The following is a 20,167-nucleotide window of genomic DNA, read 5'->3' on the forward strand; positions in this document are numbered from 1 at the left end:
GGAGACATTTTTAGTTGGTTATCTTGCTGATTAGTTTTGTTATTTATGTAGTATCTCTTTTATCCGCTGATAAACCTCTTTACTTGTTTTGGCGGTTTTTATCTTATCAATGTTACTGAAAGCTTCGCCTAATTTAATGAGCTCTTTAAAAAGTTCCAGATACTCAATATCAGATTTTTGCGAAAAAAAGAACAATAAATTCACTTGCTCACCTTCATCAAAAAAAATGCCATCTTTAGCTACTAATAAGCTAATACCATCTCGATACACTTCAGATGTTTTGCCGGCGTGGGCTAAAGCTACACCGTGACTGATTATGATATAAGCGCCATATTCTTTTACATTATCAATGGCTTCAGTAAGATAATTCTGATCAAAATATCCATCTTTAATTAATTCTTCGGCGGCTTTTTTCATCGCTAGTTTCCAATGGAGTTTTTGATCAGAAGTATAGATATATTTTAGTTTTAACATATCAAGCAATACTGGAGAAGGCGAACTATTAGAATTAATATTTGATTTTTCAAGTAATAATTCTATATTTTCATTAAGATAGGCAATTTTATGACTGTTTGCCGATTTATAGACGGAATAAAGTTTTGCCAATATTGGATATGCATTCCAAGGCTCTATTTCATTCTGTTTCTTTTTAATATTTAATCGTTGGATTTTATTGATATCGTCAATGGTTATCCAAGGACTAACCACAACTACGGGTAAATTACACTGAGGAATTTTGACAGTTGAAATAATAAAATCCACATTATTAAATTGTCCTTTAACTCTTTCAATTTGTTTAGTCGTCATTGTATCAACCACATTAAAATTGAAATAGTTCTTAATTTGGACTTCAAGATATTTACTGGTCGCCATACTACCTGGACATGAAATAATTACATTGAAAGGGTCCATATTTTGTCGGTTTCGCAAAATAGCCGCACAAATATGAATAATAATGCTATTTTTCATATTGGTATTGAGTGAATATTGTAAATATTTTTCTAATATCTGATATTTATTCTCAGCGATATTTTTTAATCTAAATATTTCTGCTACGCCATAATCTTCATTGATGTCAAAATCAATATCGGTATCATTCCAATTATGCATACTTTTTATATGCGATATTAATGACTTAATTAATAAATCATCCGATTTTAAATCGATATCAATTTCGCTGCTGATTGCTAATAAAAAATGGCAAATAACGCCATAGAGTTCAAAATCATTAATACTTTGGATCTGTGGGGACAGTTGGCTGGTAAGAATAATTCGTTCAATATTAATAATCTTGTCATCGGTAATATCTTTATAATCAAGTTTATTCATTACATATTGAACAATTAATCCTACCGTATCTAGTTGCAACTCTTTTTGCTGTTTGTTGGTTTTAACGGCATAAGGCACCTGAATCATCCTATTTATTAAAACAAATATACAAATTGCAACATAATGAAAGCTTTCTTTGGCAAAAATCATATTATTATCTTTTGCATAGGACTCCATATAAAATGCGACATCAGCAAGCGAATACTTAAATCCGGTTAAGTTAATAATCAGTTGTGGAAAAAACGTTTTTTCAAAAGTAAGGGATGGAATTAAATTATTAAAAATATCGATTAAAAGAAGTGTGATGTTTTCTTGGTTATCAACAACAATTTTTATTCCTTTTTTACTTTTTGATTCAAATATAATGTGATGTCTTTTTAAATATTCATCTACATTTTTACAATCATCTACAATAGTGTTGCGTGTCACACACATATCATCAGCTAACTGCTGCATAGCAAAATAATCTTGTTGGTAAAGTAATTTAACGATGATATAAATTTTCCGTTCATCTAAGGACATACGGTAATAGTAGGTATTGAGTTGCTTAAAAATATCTTGCATAGAATGGATGCTTGAATGACCAATAAATTTCAATGTCTGACCATCAAACTCTATAGTAGATTTTAATTTAATAATTTTGATGTAATCTAATATTTCTTGAATATCATTCCTTAACGTTTTTTCCGATTTATGCCAACCTTCCATCAATTTGTGAATAGTTAATTCTTGATGAGGATGCTCAATAAGTTTCTGTAGTATTTCCATACTGCGTTTTTTCATATCATCACCAGCCTAAGAAAAAAACGATCCTTGATTTAAAACGTTTATGGCCAATATTTCATTGGCCTAATTATTTATGATTACTCAAGGCTTGCATGTTTATTAGCCATATGCTCATTGGCATTTGATTGCTTGTCGCTGATGATTAAAATAATCGTATCAAACATAATTAATAGCATTTGTTCAAATAAACTACCCAATGGTTGCACACTTACTTGAGAAGTCGTGAATTTTGTTCCTGACTCTACCACCAGATCAGGAGATTGTAATTTGCCGAGTGTTGAACTAGGTGTGGATGTAATAGAAGCAACAGCGACCCCTTGCTTTAATGCCGATTCAACCGTCAGATTGACTGTGCCAGTTTCACCTGAAGCGGAAGCAACGATCAATAAATCGCCTTTTTGAACGGCAGGTGTTGTTGTTTCGCCAACCACGTAAGCAATAAAACCCAGTTGCATTAATCTCATAGCAAAAGCTTTCAGCATCAATCCGGATCTTCCCATACCATAAACAAAAATACGTTTATGACTTTCAACTTTTTTAACAAAATTGTCGATGTCTTGTTGATTTAAACAATTAATAGAACGATTAAGTTCATTAACAATGATTTGTGCTTGCATATCTTCATCCTACCTTTAACTAAGCAATTGTTCTGCCGCCATCTAATAATATGGTTTGCCCTTGGATATAGGAGTTATCTTTATTCGCAAGAAATAACGTTAAATTAGCCACATCCTCGATGGTACCTAAGCGACGTACAGGAATTTTCTCTAATACTGCATCTAAGCTTGCTTGAGTGGGATAATTAACACGCATCATTTTTCCAGAATCGATAAGTCGCGGAGCAATAATATTTACATTTACCCCTTTGGGACCAAGCTCTTTTGCCAGCCCACGCATTAAACCTTCCCCGCCGGCTTTAGAGGCTGGATAAGATACCCCTCCTCCAGTGCCACTAAGTGCAGAACCTGAACTTATATAAACTATTGACCCTTTATTGGTTAGAAAGTCCTCATAGAAAGCTTTGACAGTATAAAACAAGCCACTTAAATTAATATTTATGGTTTTTAACCACTCCTCAACAGAAATATTGTCGACTTTATTTGCATAAGCAACGCCGGCATTTAAGACTAAAATATCAATTCGGCCAAAAGCTTTAAAAGTTTCTTCCCTTACTTTTAGCATTGCGTCACTATTTGATACATCCGCTTGGACAAAAATAGATTTAACATATTTTTGCGATAGCTGTTCAGCTGTTGCTTTCCCTTGGGTAGAATCAAAATCAACAATGACAGTATGTGCGCCTGCTGAGGCAAATTTTTCCGCAATACCTTTGCCTATTCCATTAGCTGCACCTGTGACTAACACCACTTTATTTTTAAAGTTTTCCATTTGTAATGCCCTCAAAATTTATTTCGCCAACGCTTGGCGTAAACTGGCAATATTTTCACTAATATTTCCGTTAAATAGATAACCACCAGAAACAAATACATTGGCACCGGCCTCATGACAAAGTTTGATGGTTTTATTATCAATGCTACCGTCAACTTCCAGATCTATAGCTCTATTACCTATTAGATTGTGAACTCGTTTGATTTTTTCTAACACCGAGGTCAAGAAATGTTGTCCACCTTCTCCTGGGTTAACTGTCATTAGTAAAATCATATCGATATCATCTAAAAGATATTTAATCGAATCTTCGCAAGTACCGGGATTTAAAACTATACCTGCCTTAATTCCGGCTTTTCTAATTTTCTGTAAACAACTTAAGTGTCTTGTTGTGGCTTCTTGATGAAAGGTTATAATATCGGCACCTGCCGCGATTATGGCATCAAGATGAACTTCAGGATTTTGTACCATCAAATGAACATCCAAAGGCAGTTTAGTCATTTTTTTTAAGGCGCGAATATGATCAGCGCCAAAAGCTATTCGTTCAACAAAATGCCCATCCATTACATCAACATGTAACAATTCAATATGGCTATTTTCCAGTTCAGCTAGTTGTATTTTCAGAGATCCAAGATCTGCTGCAAAAACCGATGGCGAGATTTTGTATTCTCTCCTCATTTATCATTCCCTCCTGCATCAAAATATAATTCAAGTAATGTTGGCACATTTTTAATCCCCTCTTTTTCAAGCCGTAATATAAATTCGGCTTTGGAGAAACATTCCATCATTGCACTAAGCATCGCTAAATGGTCATCACCATTTTTAATAGCTAAATTAAAAATATGGCGTGTTACTATTGACTGGGTATCATCATCTAATCGATGGAATTTCACCGGTTGATCCAACCTTAAATAACAGACACCACTGGTATTAATTAGATCAGATTGACAATGCGGTATCGCGACAGGGATCTTGGTATCAAGACCTGTTGGATATTCATTCTCACGATTGATGCAATCGATATAAAAATCCTTTTCAACAAAACCTGCTTGATAAAGCGCGTCTCCACAGAGTTTAATCGCTTCGTCTCGTGATGTTGTGTTCCCTTCAATAGCAATATATTTTTTTAATTTTGGCATCGTTTAAATACTCTTTAATTGTTTATCCAATATATTTGCGGTTTAGGCAAAAAGTTCCATAAGTCTGTGAATTAATGAAACTAAAATACTACCCGGATTCCATCCAAAATGACCGCCATCAGTAACCATAGCATTGGGATTATGAGTAAACAGATCTAAACCGGCATACTTCATCATTTGGGTTGCTTCCGGCGCAAATAAATTGGCGAAATAGCAAACAAAGAACATGCAAATAATTGAACAGACCGTACTTCTAAAAACATTGCCTTTACTGGCAAGTACGATCATTGGCGTTAGGTAACAAACCTGAGCTAATAAACCTAGAGGGAAAAACGTCATATTGGGAATAATAAAAGCAAAAGCGATAACAAAAGGAATTGTCATTGCGGTAACTGTAATGCAAGCAGGATCACCTAAACCTAATGCGATATCCATTCCAATATAAAACTTACTATCTTTATCAATATGTTTTTTTATGAAAGCTGTGGCTGCATTACCAATTGGCGTCACGCCCTCCATCATAATTCCTACCATACGAGGAATTAAGATCATTACGGCGGCAAATCCCATACAAATAATTAAAATTGTCGGAATATTTTGACCCGTCAAGATACCTAAAAATGCACCGACGAAAATACCAATAAAAGTCGGATCGCCGAAGATACCTAATTTGCTTTCAATTTTACTCATATTGATTTCAAGTTTGTTAAGACCAGGAATGCAATCAATAACTTTATTAATAAATAGACCAAGAGGATAAATAAATGAAACAAATGCTAGTGTGGTACAGGTAGTCCCTTCCAGTCCAAAATATTCTTCCCATTTAGGCGCAACCCATTGGGCACAAAATAAGGTGATAATAGAGAGTGATATCGTGACAATTACACCAATTAGAATACTATCGAATAAGGCTATAGCTAATGCCCCAGGAATCATAAAGTGAATAAAATTCCAAACATCAATATTGATTACTTTAACTATTTTCAATTTAATCAATAAGATATTTATTAGAATAATAACAGGTATACAAAATACTACCACTGGGATTGACCAAGCCGCACCACCTATAGCGGCAAAGCCGACATCAATTGTGGTAAATCCAGATCCCATTGCTTCATAGTGAGCAATAATTGGACTAATGGTGGACATCAACAAATTAAGTGCTAACACTAAACCTTGAAAACCAATACCAACCATCAATCCAGATTTAATTGCTGGCCCTATTTTCATTCGAAAAAAAAGCCCTAATAACGCTATCACAATAGGGAGTAGTACTACTGCCCCCAATTCTGAAATGGTATGAAAAAAACTGACAAAGAAATCAACCATGATTTTATCTCCTTACTCGTTATTTAATAACTCGGTACAAATTTGAATCAATTTTTCTTTGGTTGTTTCGACATTAACCCCAGAAACTAGATTAAAAACATTTAAGTGATGAGTTTTCAGCGGTTTCTTATAATTTGCAGTAGTTAAAATCAAATCGACATCATTCTGTTTTGTTTCTAATTCACCTAAACTGCATTTGAAAAGTTTTGCTGCTATATTGGTTTCTTTTAAAATCTCCTTAATTGCGTTAACAGCAATGGTTGAAGTTGCAACGCCACTACCACAAGCAACCAAAATATTTAATTCTTTCGCCATACTTTGCCTCCAATTCCTAATTAAAATTTAAATCGGTAATGATTTAAAAAGTGCTCTAGTTCCGTTGTTAAAAACTATCCCATAGATGAAAAAATGGGTAAAGCCAACTTTATTTCCTCAAGTTGGAAAGAAATTGTGCTAATTATTGAAAGGAAAATAATGAGATGAATGTTGGATGTTTGAAGAAAAGCCGTTGATGGAATTATCTAACAGATTGACTTTAAAGAAATTTTTTATTAGCAATAAGGCGAATAAGGTTAATCAAAAACCCCATTGCTCAACTTTTGGTTAATGAAAACTGTTTACGGTTTTTTTAGTTGATGGGCTGTCTTATAATACTGTTTTTTAAACCGCAATAACGCTAATTGTTCGTTTAATAACGTGATAGTATCCATTAACGTCTTTTCTTGTTGATTGATGATAGCTAAACGTTCATCTAACGTTTCGTCACCTTGTAAGCAGAGCTTAACATAGTGTTGCACATCTTTAATTGACATATTGGCGTTACGTAAGCATTCAATCAATTTTGCCCATTGTAAATCGGCATCAGAAAATAACCGTTTTTCATTTTGATCGCGTTGTAAAAATGGAAATAGATTAAGTGAGTCATAATACCTAAGCGTGTGAGCTGACAAGCCTAATAGTTTTGCTGCTTTAGTCACCGAGTATTTAGGTGTTTGGTTTAGTTCACCATTTTGGGCTATTGATAAAATACAATCGTTAATATTTACCATATTTATCCTTATATAGTTATAAATCAATTAAATAGAGTGTTAATTATGATATGCCTCTAAACTTGACTTAGAGTTACTCTAACCATTATAGTTCACGCCAATTGTTAAGAAAAGTATGGGAGAAATGAACGTGAACCCAAACAGTATAAGAAATTTTTGTATTATTGCCCATATCGATCACGGTAAATCAACACTGGCAGATAGATTAATTGAGATGACCAATACTGTCTCTGAACGTGATATGAAAGAGCAATTATTAGATAACATGGATCTTGAAAGAGAACGTGGAATTACTATTAAGTTGCAAACTGTACGTATGTATTATAAAGCATCCGATGGTCTTGAATATGAATTAAACCTAATCGATACCCCAGGTCATACTGATTTTAATTATGAAGTTTCACGCAGTTTAGCTGCTTGTGAAGGTGCGTTATTGCTTGTCGATGCAACACAAGGCGTGCAAGCACAAACCATTGCTAATTTAAAATTGGCTCAGGAGCAAAATTTAACAATTATTCCGGTAATCAATAAAATCGATATGCCTAATGCCGATACTCAAAGTGTAATGCAAGAACTTGAAGAACTTGACGGCATAAATTTAGATAAGGTGATTTTAGCCTCTGCTAAAAGTGGGGTTGGGGTTGATAATATTTTGGCATCAATCATTGAAAATATTCCGGCACCCAAAGGTGATCAAGAAAAACCGTTGCAGGCATTAATATTCGATTCTCACTATGATGTCTATCGCGGTGTTGTATTACATGTGCGCATTTTTAACGGTTCAATCCATACCGGCATGAAAATTAAAATGCTCAAAAGTGATCTTGAGTTCGAAGCATTGCAAGTTGGGGTATTTTTACCCGCGATGAAATCAGTTGATGCACTTATGGCCGGTGAAGTCGGATTTATTTCAACGAATATTAAAATTGTATCCAACGTAAAAGTTGGTGACACTTTAATCGATCCTAATCAACCAGATACCGAAGCCGTACCCGGCTATAAAGAAGTCAAACCAATGGTTTATGCTGGGTTGTTTCCTATAAAAAATGAAGACCAAGAAAAATTGAAAGATGCGGTGGAAAAATTATCGCTTAATGATTCGGCTTTCATTTATAAACAAGAAAATTCCATGGCATTGGGGGCTGGTTTTAGGTGTGGTTTTCTCGGTATTTTACATATGGAAATTATTCAAGAAAGGCTTGAACGAGAATATGGTATCGAAATTCTCTCTACCTTTCCGAGTGTTGAGTATCGGGTAACGTTAAAAAATGGTGAGATGCTTAGCGTTAATAATCCTATGTTACTGCCAAGTTTTGAAAAGATTGCCTACATTGAAGAGCCTTTTATTGATGCTGCCATTATCATTCCAATGGAAAATATTGGTGAAATAATGGAACTTTGTCAGGAAAAACGGGGAATTTATGTCGATATGGTTTATCTGAATAATAAAATGGCAGAATTAACCTTTAAATTGCCTATTTCGGAAATTGCCTACAACTTTTATGATTCTCTCAAATCCATTACCCATGGTTATGCATCAATAGATTATCGTGATCGAAGCTATATTGTCTCTGATTTGGTAAAAATGGATATCTGGTTGAATGATGAGATTGTCGATGCGTTTTCTTTTATTTTACCACGCGATAAAAGCTTCGAACGAGGCAAGCAAATTGTGCAGAAGATGAAACATGTCATTCCACGTAAACTCTACCCAATGCCGGTGCAATCGGTAGTTGAGAATAAAGTTATTGCACGCGAAGATATTCCACCATTGCGCAAAAGTGTTACCGGACGCGGCTATTCCGGCTCAGCATCGAAAAAGAAAAAGATAGCTAAAAATATTAAGGAAAATAAAATTAGACAACGTAAATTTGGCGGTGTTGATATTCCTCAAGAGGCCTTTCATGCCGTGTTGGATATTCATTAATGATGTAGGCTAGTTGAAATTAACCATTGCTTACATAATTAATCAACATTAAATAACAATTTCGCCGGCAATTGCCGGCGAAACTGTCTTTATTTAGTTAGTAGTGACTAAGCAAAGCCTTTCAAGCCAACAACATGTACGTGTTCTTGGTTGTTAATCACTTTACGCACTAATTTATAGGTGGTGCCTTTTTCCGGGCTGATATTTTCTGGAGCGGCGATAATAAGTTGCATTTCTAATCGTTCACAAAGCTCAAAGAGCGTCGCAATCGATTTAGCATCCAGACGTGCTGCTTCATCTAAGAATAATAAGCGACATGGTGAAATATCCTTATTGCGCAGACGTTTAGACTCTTCTTCCCAACTTTGAATAACCATTAATAGAATGGACATCCCCGTACCAATCGCTTCACCGGTTGATAATGCACCACTTTCAGCGCGTAACCAACCATCAGCGCCACGATTAACCTCAACATCCATCTCTAAATAGTTTCGATAATCGAGCAACTCTTCACCAATATTTTGCGCTGTGCGTTGTCCCATATCGATATGTGGATTTAAGCGTTGATAGAGTTTAGCTAATGCTTCTGAGAAGGTAATACGATTATTACTAAACAGATCTTGATGCTCATTTTGTTCCTCAGCTAAGGCTGCTAGTAATGAAGAGTGAGCTTCTCGGATACTGACATTTAGACGCACCCCATTAACCTGACCAAATGCCACCTGCTGTAGGCCTTGGTTGAGCATACGGATACGGTTTTGCTCACGTTGAATGGTTTTACGAATAATGTTAGCCACACTTTTTGAGCTAATTGCCAATTGCTGTTCGCGTGCAGTGAGTTCCTCAGTTAATCGAGATAACTCAATTTCCATTTGCTCAATAGCCTCAATTGGATCATCAGTTTTAACAATATCCTGACGGATTCGTTCACGAAGATGTTTATAAACCGCAATATAAAATTGAACTTTACTTTCTGGTCGTTTCGGATCTTCTGATAAGCGTAACGCATCACGTAAATGTTCATTATCATTTACCGCTAAACGTAATGAACCGAGCGCCTTATCTGACATTGAGCGCAATTCATCAGCGCTTAAATAAGCTAATTCGCGACGATGTAATCTTCGTTCAACACTATTTTCTTTGACTAATCGTAAAACTAAGCACCACGCAGCTTTCGCGTCCACAACTTGTTCACGTAACTGTTTATAATCACGTAGTGTTTGTGTTAAACGTTTTTGCATTTGGGTCATTTCGCTTTCACACATAATCAATTGTTTTTCAAATGATGTACATTGCTGACGATTAGTATTAAGTTTTTGATGAATTTCATCTCGGCGAATGCGTGCGCGCTCTTCGGTCACGGCATCGGCTTTAACACCAATTTGTTCAATCTCTTTGTGTAGCTCATTAAGCATATCGCGTTTAGTTTCATATGCACTTTTAAGCGATGCTAGCGTTTGGTTATATTGATTATATTTATCTTGGTACTGCTGCATCTGACTACGTGCTTCATTGCGTTGTGCTTCCACCACTTCGAGCCGAGAACGTAGTTTTTCATTTAGATCACTATTTTCATTTAGCATACCTGCCGAATCTTCATAACTAAAATGTGCACGGCGCTGCATGACTTCAGTTAGGGCAAAAACTTGTTGACGAATAGTCTGCTGTTGATTCTTGATAATGCTATATTGCTCACGCAGTGACTCATTTTGCTCTGGGTCACTTTGCAACACAGCAATAAGCGGTTCTAATTCTGAAATAGTATCACGATTACGGTTAACATATTGCGCAGCTTCTTGCGCTTCAATGACTTGTTCGCGTAAATCATCAACCCGATCAGCTAAGTCATCATCAGCTAATAGATGCATCTGAGCAACCAATCGATTGACCGTAGCTAACTGCTCTTTACAATTTGCCACCTGTTGTTGGTTTTGTTTATCAATACTTTCTTGCGACAATAATTGCCGTTCGATTTCATTACGTCTGGTTGTTAGTTTTTGCGCTTCAGCTTCGGGATCAATATCAAACGCTACTGATAGGTATTCACCAATAAACTGGCCAACATTTTGCTCAATACGTTGCAATTTTTGCAGATCAAACGAAATCGTTGCATAATTTTCATGTAGTTCATCACGTTCTGCCGATAATTTTTCCAGATGAATTTCACGGGCAGCGCGTCCAAATAATGGCACTTTAGGGAAACTTGAGAAGCGCCATTGGCGATCACCGGTTTTAACCAGAACAGATTTATCCATCTCTTCACAATCAAATACGCTATCATCAAATGAGGATGGATCACCTTCGATAAAATAGATATCTTCCGGATAGTCTTCTTCACTACTGGTCAGACTTTCAAGTTGTGCTTTAACTAACGATAAATCCGGTACCACAATGGCTTGTCTTGATGGGCCATATAATGCGGAAAAGTAAGGCGCATCATCAATGGTGACATCTTCATAAATTTCAGAAAGTAATACACCATTGAATCGTTCGGCTAAAGCCGATAAACGACTATCATCAACTCCACTTGGTTGATTAAGTTGCTCTATTTGTGTATCAAGTTGATTGCGTTTGAAATTTATTTGGTCACGTTGAGTAACAAGCGTGCGCTCTTGTTCAAGCAGTTGTTGTAAATGCTGAGTAACAGATTGACTATTAGTAAAGGTCTGTTCTGTCTGCTCTTGTAATGCAATAAGGGCATCTTGAGCTTTTAACCATAATGGTGCTTTTTGCCGATATTCACTAATTTTAGTTTGGATTTGCTCAAGTTCTTGTCTAAATTCAATCCGTTTTTCACTTGATTCATTAGCAAGTTCAGCATTTTGATCCAATTGAACTTCAAGTTCTTGTTTAAATTCATCTAGTTCATCATAATTGAGTTGACGACCAAGGCGCTTACAGAATTGAGTTAGTAATGATTCAGCTTCTTTTTGTTCAAAAAAGCGTTGCTCTAATTCTTCTAATTGTTGTTGTAGATGTTCAGCTTGCTCAGCTTGATAACATTGAGAAGGCCACTGCTTTAAGGCTTCTCTTGCGGCATGCCATGCATCGCTTCGCAGCACATCACCAACCAATTTAACCACCAGTTTATAGGCTCTATCGAATTGACTAATTGCCGCATCAGAAACACTAACTCTTTGTTCCAACTCTAATAATTGTTCAGTAATCTCTTTTTGTTTTTCTTCAAAAACTTCATAGTGATCTTCAACATTATTGATAGTTAAGTTAGGTAATTGACATAATTGTTGGGCATTTTTTAACGCTTGAATTGCTTGCTGATATTGAATAGCGCGTGTTTGTTGTACATCCAAAGCTTGTTGATAATCAGCTAATTGCGTTTTTATCTCATCAACTTCTTGTTCGGTTTGCTCAACCCGATCGCGATAGGTTTGATGCTGTTCATTTGCTTCAATTACGACTTCATTTTGCTCTTCAAGTTTAACGTTGAGCTCATCTAAATCTGCTTGATAGCGGTCAATTTTTTCTTGTTGACGTAGAGCAGTTTGCACCAAATTAAGATGATCATTCGCCGCTTGAAGATCGGTCTCTAAATCCCCTTGCACATCTTGATATTCTTTCAGCTCTTTGGCCATTTCAACTTGGCGGTACTGATTACTGATAAGCTGTTCTTGGGTTTTAAACATATCGCGACGTAGTCCTAAGACCGATTCGATATGAACCCGACGCTCATTAGCATGACGCATATAATCAGCCGCAACATAGTTGGTCGATTCAGTAATTAGGTGTTTGAATAAATCACGATCGGATTGTGTGACACGAATAGCTTCCAGTGTCATGCGATTTTCACGTAGGGCGGCTTCCATATCTTGGAATGCTTTTCTAACGCCACTATTTTCTGGTAATAGATAATCACGTAATGAACGCGTAATGGCGCTGGAAATCCCACCGTAAAGTGAAGCCTCAATCAGACGATAATATTTACTGCGATCTGATGAAGAACGCAAACGTTTAGGTAATACGCCAAAATCAAACATCACTGAATGGTAATCAGTGATAGAGTTAAATTGTTTAAAAATAGCGCCTTCCGTTGTTTCAATTTTATCTTTTAACTCTGGTAAAGATAAAATTCGAGCTTGTTTGTCATTTAAGCGTTCAGTCACTAATTCAGTCGGGCGAATACTGACAGGTAAGCCTTGAATTAAGAAAGGTTTAATATCAACCTTTTTATCACGACCGGCAACTTGCTGTAAACGCACACCACAAATAATCCGTTGATTTCGAGAGTTGATGACATCTAACATGGAGTAACACACGCCCGGTTTTAACTTACCGTGTAAACCTTTATCGCGTGAACCCGAGGTTGCTCCTGCTTCAGTAGTATTTCTAAAATGTAATAAAGTTAAATCTGGAATTAATGCTGTGACAAATGCGGCCATAGTGGTTGATTTACCGGCACCATTACCACCCGATAGGGTTGTTACCAGCTGATCGAGCTCAAACGTTCGAGCAAAAAAACCATTCCAGTTAATTAAGGTTAATGAGTGAAATTTACCGTGTCTCATCATTATTCAATCTCCTCATTAACATCTTCATCTTGTTCTTCACCATTATCATCATTTAACATCAGTGATGATTCAATTTTAATCGCTTCACCATCGCGAATCAGGCGTAATTGCGCCTCTTGAGCATCATCACTGCTCCGCACATCAGCGCCAAAGCGGAAAATTGATTCATTAATCCGAAAACGACTACTATCATTACCGACAATAAAAAAGATCATACCGAGGCGACGTAGTCGATTGAGTGAGGTTTTGACTTTATCAAATAATTTTTGGCGATCTAAGTCAGAACCTGTAGAGCGCTGATTGACTATTTTCAATAATTTACTTTCATCAGCTAATGACACAAGTTCTTCAAAGAGTTCTTGTAAGGTAAATATACCCTCATGAACTAATCGTTCTGGACTTAGGTAGAGATAACATAATACTTTACCGACTAACATATCCAGTTCAGATAATACCGAACGTGGAATTAGCGTGGTTGAACGCGGACGAAGATAGAAAAATCCTTCTGGCGCACGAATAAGTTCAACATTGTAACGTTGATAAAATTGCTCAAGCTCTAGTTGAAAATCCATTAAAAAAGCATGATTATCAAGCTCATCGATGCCAATATGACGACCGGATCTTAGTTGACTATCAAGCTCAGGAAAGAGCCGGTTAGCGATAGCTTGAGCCAATTTAACAGGCATATATTTATCAATTGACGCTTGAGAACTGCTTGCAATACGTCCCATAACTTTATCAAGATGATGAGCGGTTTGTTCTATTTCTAAATCTTTAGTATCTGTTGATGACATGTGCTTGTACCTTAGCTCCATAATCGTTAATAGGTTTCCATTCGGCAGGAATACCAAGTAAATCACTTTCGGCAACACCTAATCGAATAGCCTGATCAATAAACAATCTAGCAATATCAAAATGTTGTTCTTGTGGGAATTGAGCTAAATAACTATGAATAGCAATACTCATATCAAGTGGTTTGTTTTCCTGTTTGAAGACTGATAAATTTTGTTCAATGTGTGCAATAATATGTTCTTGAATTTCTTGCATCATTTCAAATTCAAGCTCCGATGGTAACTCACCCGTCACTTCTGCTTCATGCAGTGCTAATTCCTCATCACGCATATCAAGCAAACGTTCAGCGTTTGCAAAAGTCAGTGCCCATGGTGAGTCAAAATAACCTTGAATCGATTTGCGTAAGCGTTGTGAGAACACGCGATTCTTATCTAAGTCAATTGCGGTACGGATAAACTTATGAATATGTCTATCATAACCTATCCATAGATCGATTGCTTTTTGTCCCCAGCCAATAATTCGATCGAGCTTTCCTTGCAGATCAAGCACTATATTGTTAATTTTATCCAGATCAGGATTATCTAATGTGGCATCTTGTATCAAAAGCAAACTTGCTTGTAATTTATCACCCGCAGCTGCCAATGTGTCTTGCAATTCACGCAATGTTTGCGATGTTTCAGTAAGTAAACCTTCACAACTACTAATGGCTGCTTGCCAATCTTGGCTTAATAACGCGGAGATATTCTGTTTTACTTCAGTTTGTTGCTCATCCATCACTCGTTGTGTGATATCGATACTGTCAAAGATTTCAGCAACTGAGTATTTTAAGGGGGCAAAAACATTACGATGCCAATGTAAATCATCACCACCTTCAAGCGCTGCATCTGCTGCTCGTTTTAATTCTTGAGCAACAATAGAGAGCTGGATAGATAAGCGTAAGGTTGAAAATTCTCGTTGACGAATATAGTAATCAGAAATACCGATTCCCAGAGGTGTCAGCCGATAAATAGAATAACCATCCGTCATTTCGCTAGCAAAGCGAGTTATCAAGCGTTGACGCACTAAATCATTAATAGCATTGTTAGCACGAACAGCAATAGTATCTTCGCTTTGCTCAAAGATTTGTGAAACAAATCTAAAACCATCAATCAATTCAGATTCAGTCATTTCGCCATCAAAGCGTTCACTATTTAATACAGCAATCGCTAATAAAAAGGCCAATCGCTCAACTGGTAAAGCAATCGAAAAATCATTCTTTTTTGCCCAAGAGACCAGTTCTGGCACTGATTGGGAAAAATCGATCATAGTGATTCCTTAATAAAGATGTCTAGCATAACGACATCTCAAATAATATGAGAAACACAATATATTGTGTTGTGGACAAAATTATTTCGATTATATAACAAATCCCATTAGTTAAAAATAGCCAACTTTAGGATTTATTATTAGATGTGATAATCAAAACTTAATTTCCACAAATACGGCTGTTACTATGATAAAAACGGCCTAATTATTATCCAATTACCTCTATATTTGCATTGACTTCTATAAATATAAAAACAATAATGATTATCATTTTCATTTAAAAAATAGAGGTATCTATGCGTAAAGTATTGTTATCCGTTTTATCGGGGACTTTAATTGGTTTAGTTTCACAATCCGTAACAGCACATGGTATATGGATAGCTAATCGAGTCGATCAAAAACAGATTGTTTTAGGTGAAGGGCCATTAGACAATGGTTATCATCCTGAAAGCGTTAAACAAGTTAAAGCTTATAATGGTGATTGGTCAGTACTGCCTGTTTCTAAAAAAGTACATAATAACTTTGTAACTATTGAAGCAGCCAATGAAACTGCGGTTGTAACAGTTGATTTCGATTATGGTTATTGGACTAAGAATTCGGAAGGTAAATATGTCAATTTACCGATGAATGAAGTTAAAGGAGCTAATAATGGCACGCACGCCATAAAATATAGTGTTAACTATTTATCATCCGTTAAGCAACCTAAAATGATACAAGATATTCCGCTGCAAATTGTGCCTTCTGTTGATCCAACAAAATTGAAGCGTGGTGATAGTTTACCAATTACTGTTTATAAAGATGGAAAACCGTTGACCAACACTGCGGTTATTGTTGATGTGGTTAATAACTTAGATAAAACAGTGAAAACTGATGATAAAGGCCAAGCTACTATTATAGTGCCAAATCAAGGTCTAAATGTTATTGGTGTTGAAATTGGTTTTCCGCTTAAAGATAACCAACTAGCGACACAAGATAAATTCTTTACCACTCTAGTTTTTACCCTAATTCCTGAAGAAGATTAAGTTAGCTATAAAAAACGGGATAATAGTCCCGTTTTTTATAAATTTTCTTACTGAACTTCAGCATTGAGCGGACGCGGTATTAGGAAGCTAGTAAGCAAAGCTAACACCGTAATGACTAATCCCAAGAATATGCCATTGAAGTAACCATCAACTGAGTTACCATTTAGCATTTGAATTGCTGGCAATAAGGCAAAACTCAATCCGGCACCTAAATTAAACGCCCCCGCATTCATACCGGGTAAGAATCCAGGATTCTCTTTAGGTGATAAAACTACGCCTAATCCATTTAAAATGATATTGGCCATGCCTGCATAAAAAATACCAAGTAGAATAACGCCTAGCGATAAAATAGGTAAAGAGTGAATGCCATAAAACATAATAATCAAAATACCAATAATACAACCGACTAAACCAAATTTGAGCACTTGGTTATACCCCATGGTTGGTGCCAATCTTCCTGAAAATGGTCCTACAAACCAACCGATTAAAGCATAAGGTGTGAGAAAAATTAATGAGGCCCAATCAGCTTCAAGTCCAAAGCCAATCTCATGATTTTGTGCAATTGACATTACTAAACCATTAACAATAGCAAAAATGCCGGTCATGGTTAATGTGGTAGTTAATAACAAAGCCCAAGTAGCGCGTTTTTTCAAATGGTGGGTGGTAACTAAAGGTTGTTTATTTGTTTTTTCAACCTGCCAAAATAGTATAAAACATATAATAGCAAACAGTGTTAACCCTATAACAATCAACCAATTTGCATTACTTAGTTTACCCGCTTCGTTAAGAGCAAGTAATAACGCAGCTATAGTTAGAACAATGAGTAAGACACCTAACCAATCCATTTTAGTGCCTGCCGATGGTTTAGATTCGGAGGCAAAACGATGAACCAAAAAAGTGGAAATTGCGGCTACAATAGCAATAACCCAAAATACAGACCGAAAACCGAAATACGTAGCAAGTAAACCACCTGCGATAGCATCAACCCCAGCAATGCCACCATTTACGGCGGTTATTATTCCCATTAACATGCCATAATGTTTAACATCTTTTACTTCAAAACTTAACATTAATAAACATAATGGTACTACTGGTCCCGATACCCCTTGAATAATGCGTGCGACATATAAAACTTCTATATTAGGCGCAATAGCAGCTAACACAGTACCTAATGTCATTATAAGTAACATGCCGGTTAATACTTTTTTTCGTCCTTTTATATCACTCAATCGAGGTAAAAATAGTGAAAATAGTGCAGCTGCTGTAAAAAAAGCGGTTTGTGATAACCCAACAGCCGCATCATTAGTTCCTAACTCTTTTGCTATAGTTACTAATACAGGGCTTAACATACTGGCATTGAGTTGGAAAGCAACACATGCTGCTAGTAAAGCGACCATTAAAGCCAAGATTTTATTTTTTTTCTGGCTTAAATCTGCCATATTTTACCTCATTAAATATTTTTATTGATCTACATTTGAACTCTAGTAATGACTATATACAAATAAGATGCTTTGCTATTTATATCCAATTGATATATTTAAAACATCAATATTTTCAATATTGTTATACGCAAACCAACCTCAGCTTATTGATATATTGATATGCTTTACTAGATTAGTGATGTTAACTTTTTAATTATGACTATGCGGTATTAATTAAAACTGAAGTTAAGATTGTTAACATATTGGTTAACAAAAGAAAATTTAGTTCAATAAATTACACGCGAGTTGAATGGGTTCAAATCTAATTAATATTTAGCTATAAAATTAATATTTAGCTATAAATAGAAGAAAACCCATTTTTGGCAAACAGATGAGTTCTTAACGATTATTAAGATAGTTCACTTTTAACACAAACTATTCACACTGATTACAAAAGAAATATTCTAATTTCAATTTTCAGATTTAAAATCCACTTATTATTAAATTTAATATTAAGATTTCGATAATAAAAAATAAATTACCTACTCGCACTGACGGTAATTTGTGCTAAAATCGACGCTATGAATAATCTTTCTTAACATAAGGATGTAACGCAATGCATATCGGTATACCAAAAGAACGGTTAGCCAATGAAGCTAGGGTTGCAGCAACGCCTCAAACAGTTGGTCAACTGTTAAAACTTGGATTTACAGTTTCAGTAGAACAAGGTGCTGGACATGCTGCTCATTTTGAAGACCAAGCTTTTATTGATGCTGGAGCCACAATTCAAAACACCAAAGATATTTGGCAAAATGATCTTATATTAAAATTTCATGCACCTTCTGATGATGAAATCGCTTTAATGAAAGAGGGCTCATCAATCATTAGTTATATTTATCCAGCTCAACATAAAGAGCTTTTGGAAAAGCTTGCCACTAAAAATATCACTGTAATGGCTATGGATTGTGTGCCTCGTATTTCACGAGCTCAATCACTCGATGCTTTAAGCTCAATGTCTAACATTGCTGGTTATCGCTCTGTTATTGAAGCGGCTAACCAATTTGGTCGATTCTTTACTGGACAAGTAACCGCAGCTGGTAAAGTACCACCAGCAAAAGTATTGGTAATTGGTGCTGGCGTTGCTGGTCTGGCGGCGATTGGTGCGGCAGTTAGCTTAGGTGCGATTGTTCGTGCTTTTGATACTCGCCCAGAAGTTGCCGAACAAATTAATAGTATGGGTGCTGACTTCTTAGAATTAGATTTTGAAGAAGAAGCTGGTTCTGGTGATGGTTATGCTAAACAGATGTCTGCTGCGTTTATTGAAGCTGAAATGGCATTATTTGCAGAACAAGCCAAAGATGTTGATATCATTATCACTACGGCATTAATCCCAGGTAAACCTGCACCAAAACTTATCTCTAAAGAGATGGTTGAATCAATGAAACCAGGTAGTGTTATTGTTGATTTAGCAGCCTTAACAGGTGGTAACTGCGAATTAACCAAACCAGGTGAAGTATTTGAAACAGATAATAATGTTAAAATTGTTGGTTACACAGATTTAGCCAACCGTATGCCTGCTCAAGCATCGCAATTATACGGAACTAACATTGTTAACTTATTAAAACTATTGGCCAAAGAAAAAGATGGCAACATCGACATCAATTTTGAAGATGTCGTGATTCGTGGTGTAACCGTAGTTAAAGATAAAGAAATAACATGGCCTGCGCCTCCAATTCAAGTTTCTGCACAACCTCAGAAAAAAGCAGCTGAGCCTATTGCTAAACCTGAACCTAAGCCAATGCAACCAGCCAAAAAATATGGCATTTTAGCTTTATTGATTATTGCTTACTTCTGGCTAGCAAATTCAGTACCTGAAAGCTTCTTAGGACACTTCACCGTATTTGCATTATCATGTGTAGTTGGTTATTACGTGGTATGGAATGTTACCCATTCTTTACATACACCACTAATGTCAGTTACCAATGCGATATCTGGTATTATATTAGTTGGTGCAATACTACAAGTTGGTGATGATAATGGCTTAACTACGGCAATTGCCTTTGTTGCTATTTTAATTGCTAGTATCAATATTTTTGGTGGATTCTTTGTTACTCAAAGAATGCTAAAAATGTTCCAACGTGGCAAGTAAAGGAGAT

General features: G+C 36.0%; 15 protein-coding genes. 3 read left to right on the top strand and 12 right to left on the bottom strand.

The annotated features are described in order from the left end of the window. Nucleotides 1–39 precede the first annotated feature (39 nt). The 8 genes from AC5LXV_RS15375 to AC5LXV_RS15410 all read right to left on the bottom strand — a co-directional run bounded on the left by AC5LXV_RS15375 (nucleotide 40) and on the right by AC5LXV_RS15410 (nucleotide 7,018). Nucleotides 40–2,112: a BglG family transcription antiterminator gene (locus AC5LXV_RS15375; protein ID WP_493466947.1), complete on the bottom strand. Its 2,073-nt coding sequence runs from the start codon at nucleotides 2,110–2,112 to the stop codon at nucleotides 40–42. An 80-nt stretch (nucleotides 2,113–2,192) separates the two neighbouring features. Then, entirely contained in the window at nucleotides 2,193–2,732 is a 540-nt protein-coding gene (hxlB, locus tag AC5LXV_RS15380; RefSeq protein ID WP_110432644.1) for a 6-phospho-3-hexuloisomerase, read from the bottom strand. Nucleotides 2,733–2,751: 19 nt separating this feature from the next. Continuing rightward, a complete protein-coding gene (locus tag AC5LXV_RS15385) occupies nucleotides 2,752–3,504 on the bottom strand; it encodes an SDR family NAD(P)-dependent oxidoreductase (RefSeq protein WP_110432643.1) in 753 nt (250 codons plus the stop codon). 18 nt (nucleotides 3,505–3,522) lie between these two features. Continuing rightward, the gene (rpe, locus tag AC5LXV_RS15390) at nucleotides 3,523–4,179 is read right to left on the bottom strand and encodes a ribulose-phosphate 3-epimerase (protein WP_493460794.1); all 657 of its coding nucleotides are present in this window, start codon (nucleotides 4,177–4,179) and stop codon (nucleotides 3,523–3,525) included. Then, nucleotides 4,176–4,640, bottom strand: coding sequence for a PTS sugar transporter subunit IIA (locus AC5LXV_RS15395; protein WP_493466948.1), 465 nt, complete (start codon nucleotides 4,638–4,640; stop codon nucleotides 4,176–4,178). Before AC5LXV_RS15395 ends, rpe begins: the two co-directional genes overlap by 4 nt. Before the next feature lie 42 nt (nucleotides 4,641–4,682). Beyond that, complete coding sequence (locus AC5LXV_RS15400; protein WP_493452238.1) at nucleotides 4,683–5,969, bottom strand: PTS transporter subunit IIC; 1,287 nt, start codon at nucleotides 5,967–5,969, stop codon at nucleotides 4,683–4,685. A gap of 12 nt (nucleotides 5,970–5,981) precedes the next feature. Then, complete coding sequence (locus AC5LXV_RS15405) at nucleotides 5,982–6,284, bottom strand: PTS sugar transporter subunit IIB (protein ID WP_110422661.1); 303 nt, start codon at nucleotides 6,282–6,284, stop codon at nucleotides 5,982–5,984. A gap of 302 nt (nucleotides 6,285–6,586) precedes the next feature. Beyond that, nucleotides 6,587–7,018 (bottom strand): MerR family transcriptional regulator, encoded by a 432-nt coding sequence (locus tag AC5LXV_RS15410; RefSeq protein WP_110422660.1) that lies wholly within the window; start codon nucleotides 7,016–7,018, stop codon nucleotides 6,587–6,589. Nucleotides 7,019–7,133: 115 nt separating this feature from the next. Between AC5LXV_RS15410 and lepA the strand changes: the two genes are divergently transcribed. Further along, on the top strand, nucleotides 7,134–8,945 hold the full coding sequence (gene lepA / locus AC5LXV_RS15415; protein ID WP_493466949.1) for a translation elongation factor 4: 1,812 nt from the start codon (nucleotides 7,134–7,136) through the stop codon (nucleotides 8,943–8,945). Between the two features lie 107 nt (nucleotides 8,946–9,052). On the opposite strand, the gene mukB is transcribed toward lepA, so the two are convergent. Genes mukB through mukF form a run of 3 tightly spaced genes read right to left on the bottom strand, consistent with a single transcriptional unit; the run spans nucleotide 9,053 to nucleotide 15,568 of the window. After that, a complete protein-coding gene (mukB, locus tag AC5LXV_RS15420) occupies nucleotides 9,053–13,471 on the bottom strand; it encodes a chromosome partition protein MukB (RefSeq protein ID WP_493466950.1) in 4,419 nt (1,472 codons plus the stop codon). Next, on the bottom strand, nucleotides 13,471–14,202 hold the full coding sequence (mukE, locus tag AC5LXV_RS15425) for a chromosome partition protein MukE (protein WP_110432654.1): 732 nt from the start codon (nucleotides 14,200–14,202) through the stop codon (nucleotides 13,471–13,473). Before mukE ends, mukB begins: the two co-directional genes overlap by 1 nt. A gap of 43 nt (nucleotides 14,203–14,245) precedes the next feature. Next, on the bottom strand, nucleotides 14,246–15,568 hold the full coding sequence (mukF, locus tag AC5LXV_RS15430; protein ID WP_493466951.1) for a chromosome partition protein MukF: 1,323 nt from the start codon (nucleotides 15,566–15,568) through the stop codon (nucleotides 14,246–14,248). Between the two features lie 296 nt (nucleotides 15,569–15,864). Between mukF and AC5LXV_RS15435 the strand changes: the two genes are divergently transcribed. Then, nucleotides 15,865–16,590, top strand: coding sequence for a DUF4198 domain-containing protein (locus AC5LXV_RS15435; RefSeq protein ID WP_493466952.1), 726 nt, complete (start codon nucleotides 15,865–15,867; stop codon nucleotides 16,588–16,590). A gap of 47 nt (nucleotides 16,591–16,637) precedes the next feature. Here AC5LXV_RS15435 and uriT read toward each other — a convergent pair whose 3' ends face one another. After that, nucleotides 16,638–18,029, bottom strand: coding sequence for a uridine transporter UriT (gene uriT / locus AC5LXV_RS15440; protein ID WP_493466953.1), 1,392 nt, complete (start codon nucleotides 18,027–18,029; stop codon nucleotides 16,638–16,640). A 598-nt stretch (nucleotides 18,030–18,627) separates the two neighbouring features. On the opposite strand from uriT, the gene pntA reads away from it, so the two are divergent. Beyond that, nucleotides 18,628–20,160, top strand: a complete 1,533-nt coding sequence (pntA, locus tag AC5LXV_RS15445) for a Re/Si-specific NAD(P)(+) transhydrogenase subunit alpha (protein ID WP_110432634.1) — start codon at nucleotides 18,628–18,630, stop codon at nucleotides 20,158–20,160. Nucleotides 20,161–20,167 lie beyond the last annotated feature (7 nt).

The sequence above is a fragment of the Gilliamella sp. LMG 34359 genome (genome assembly GCF_984569085.1).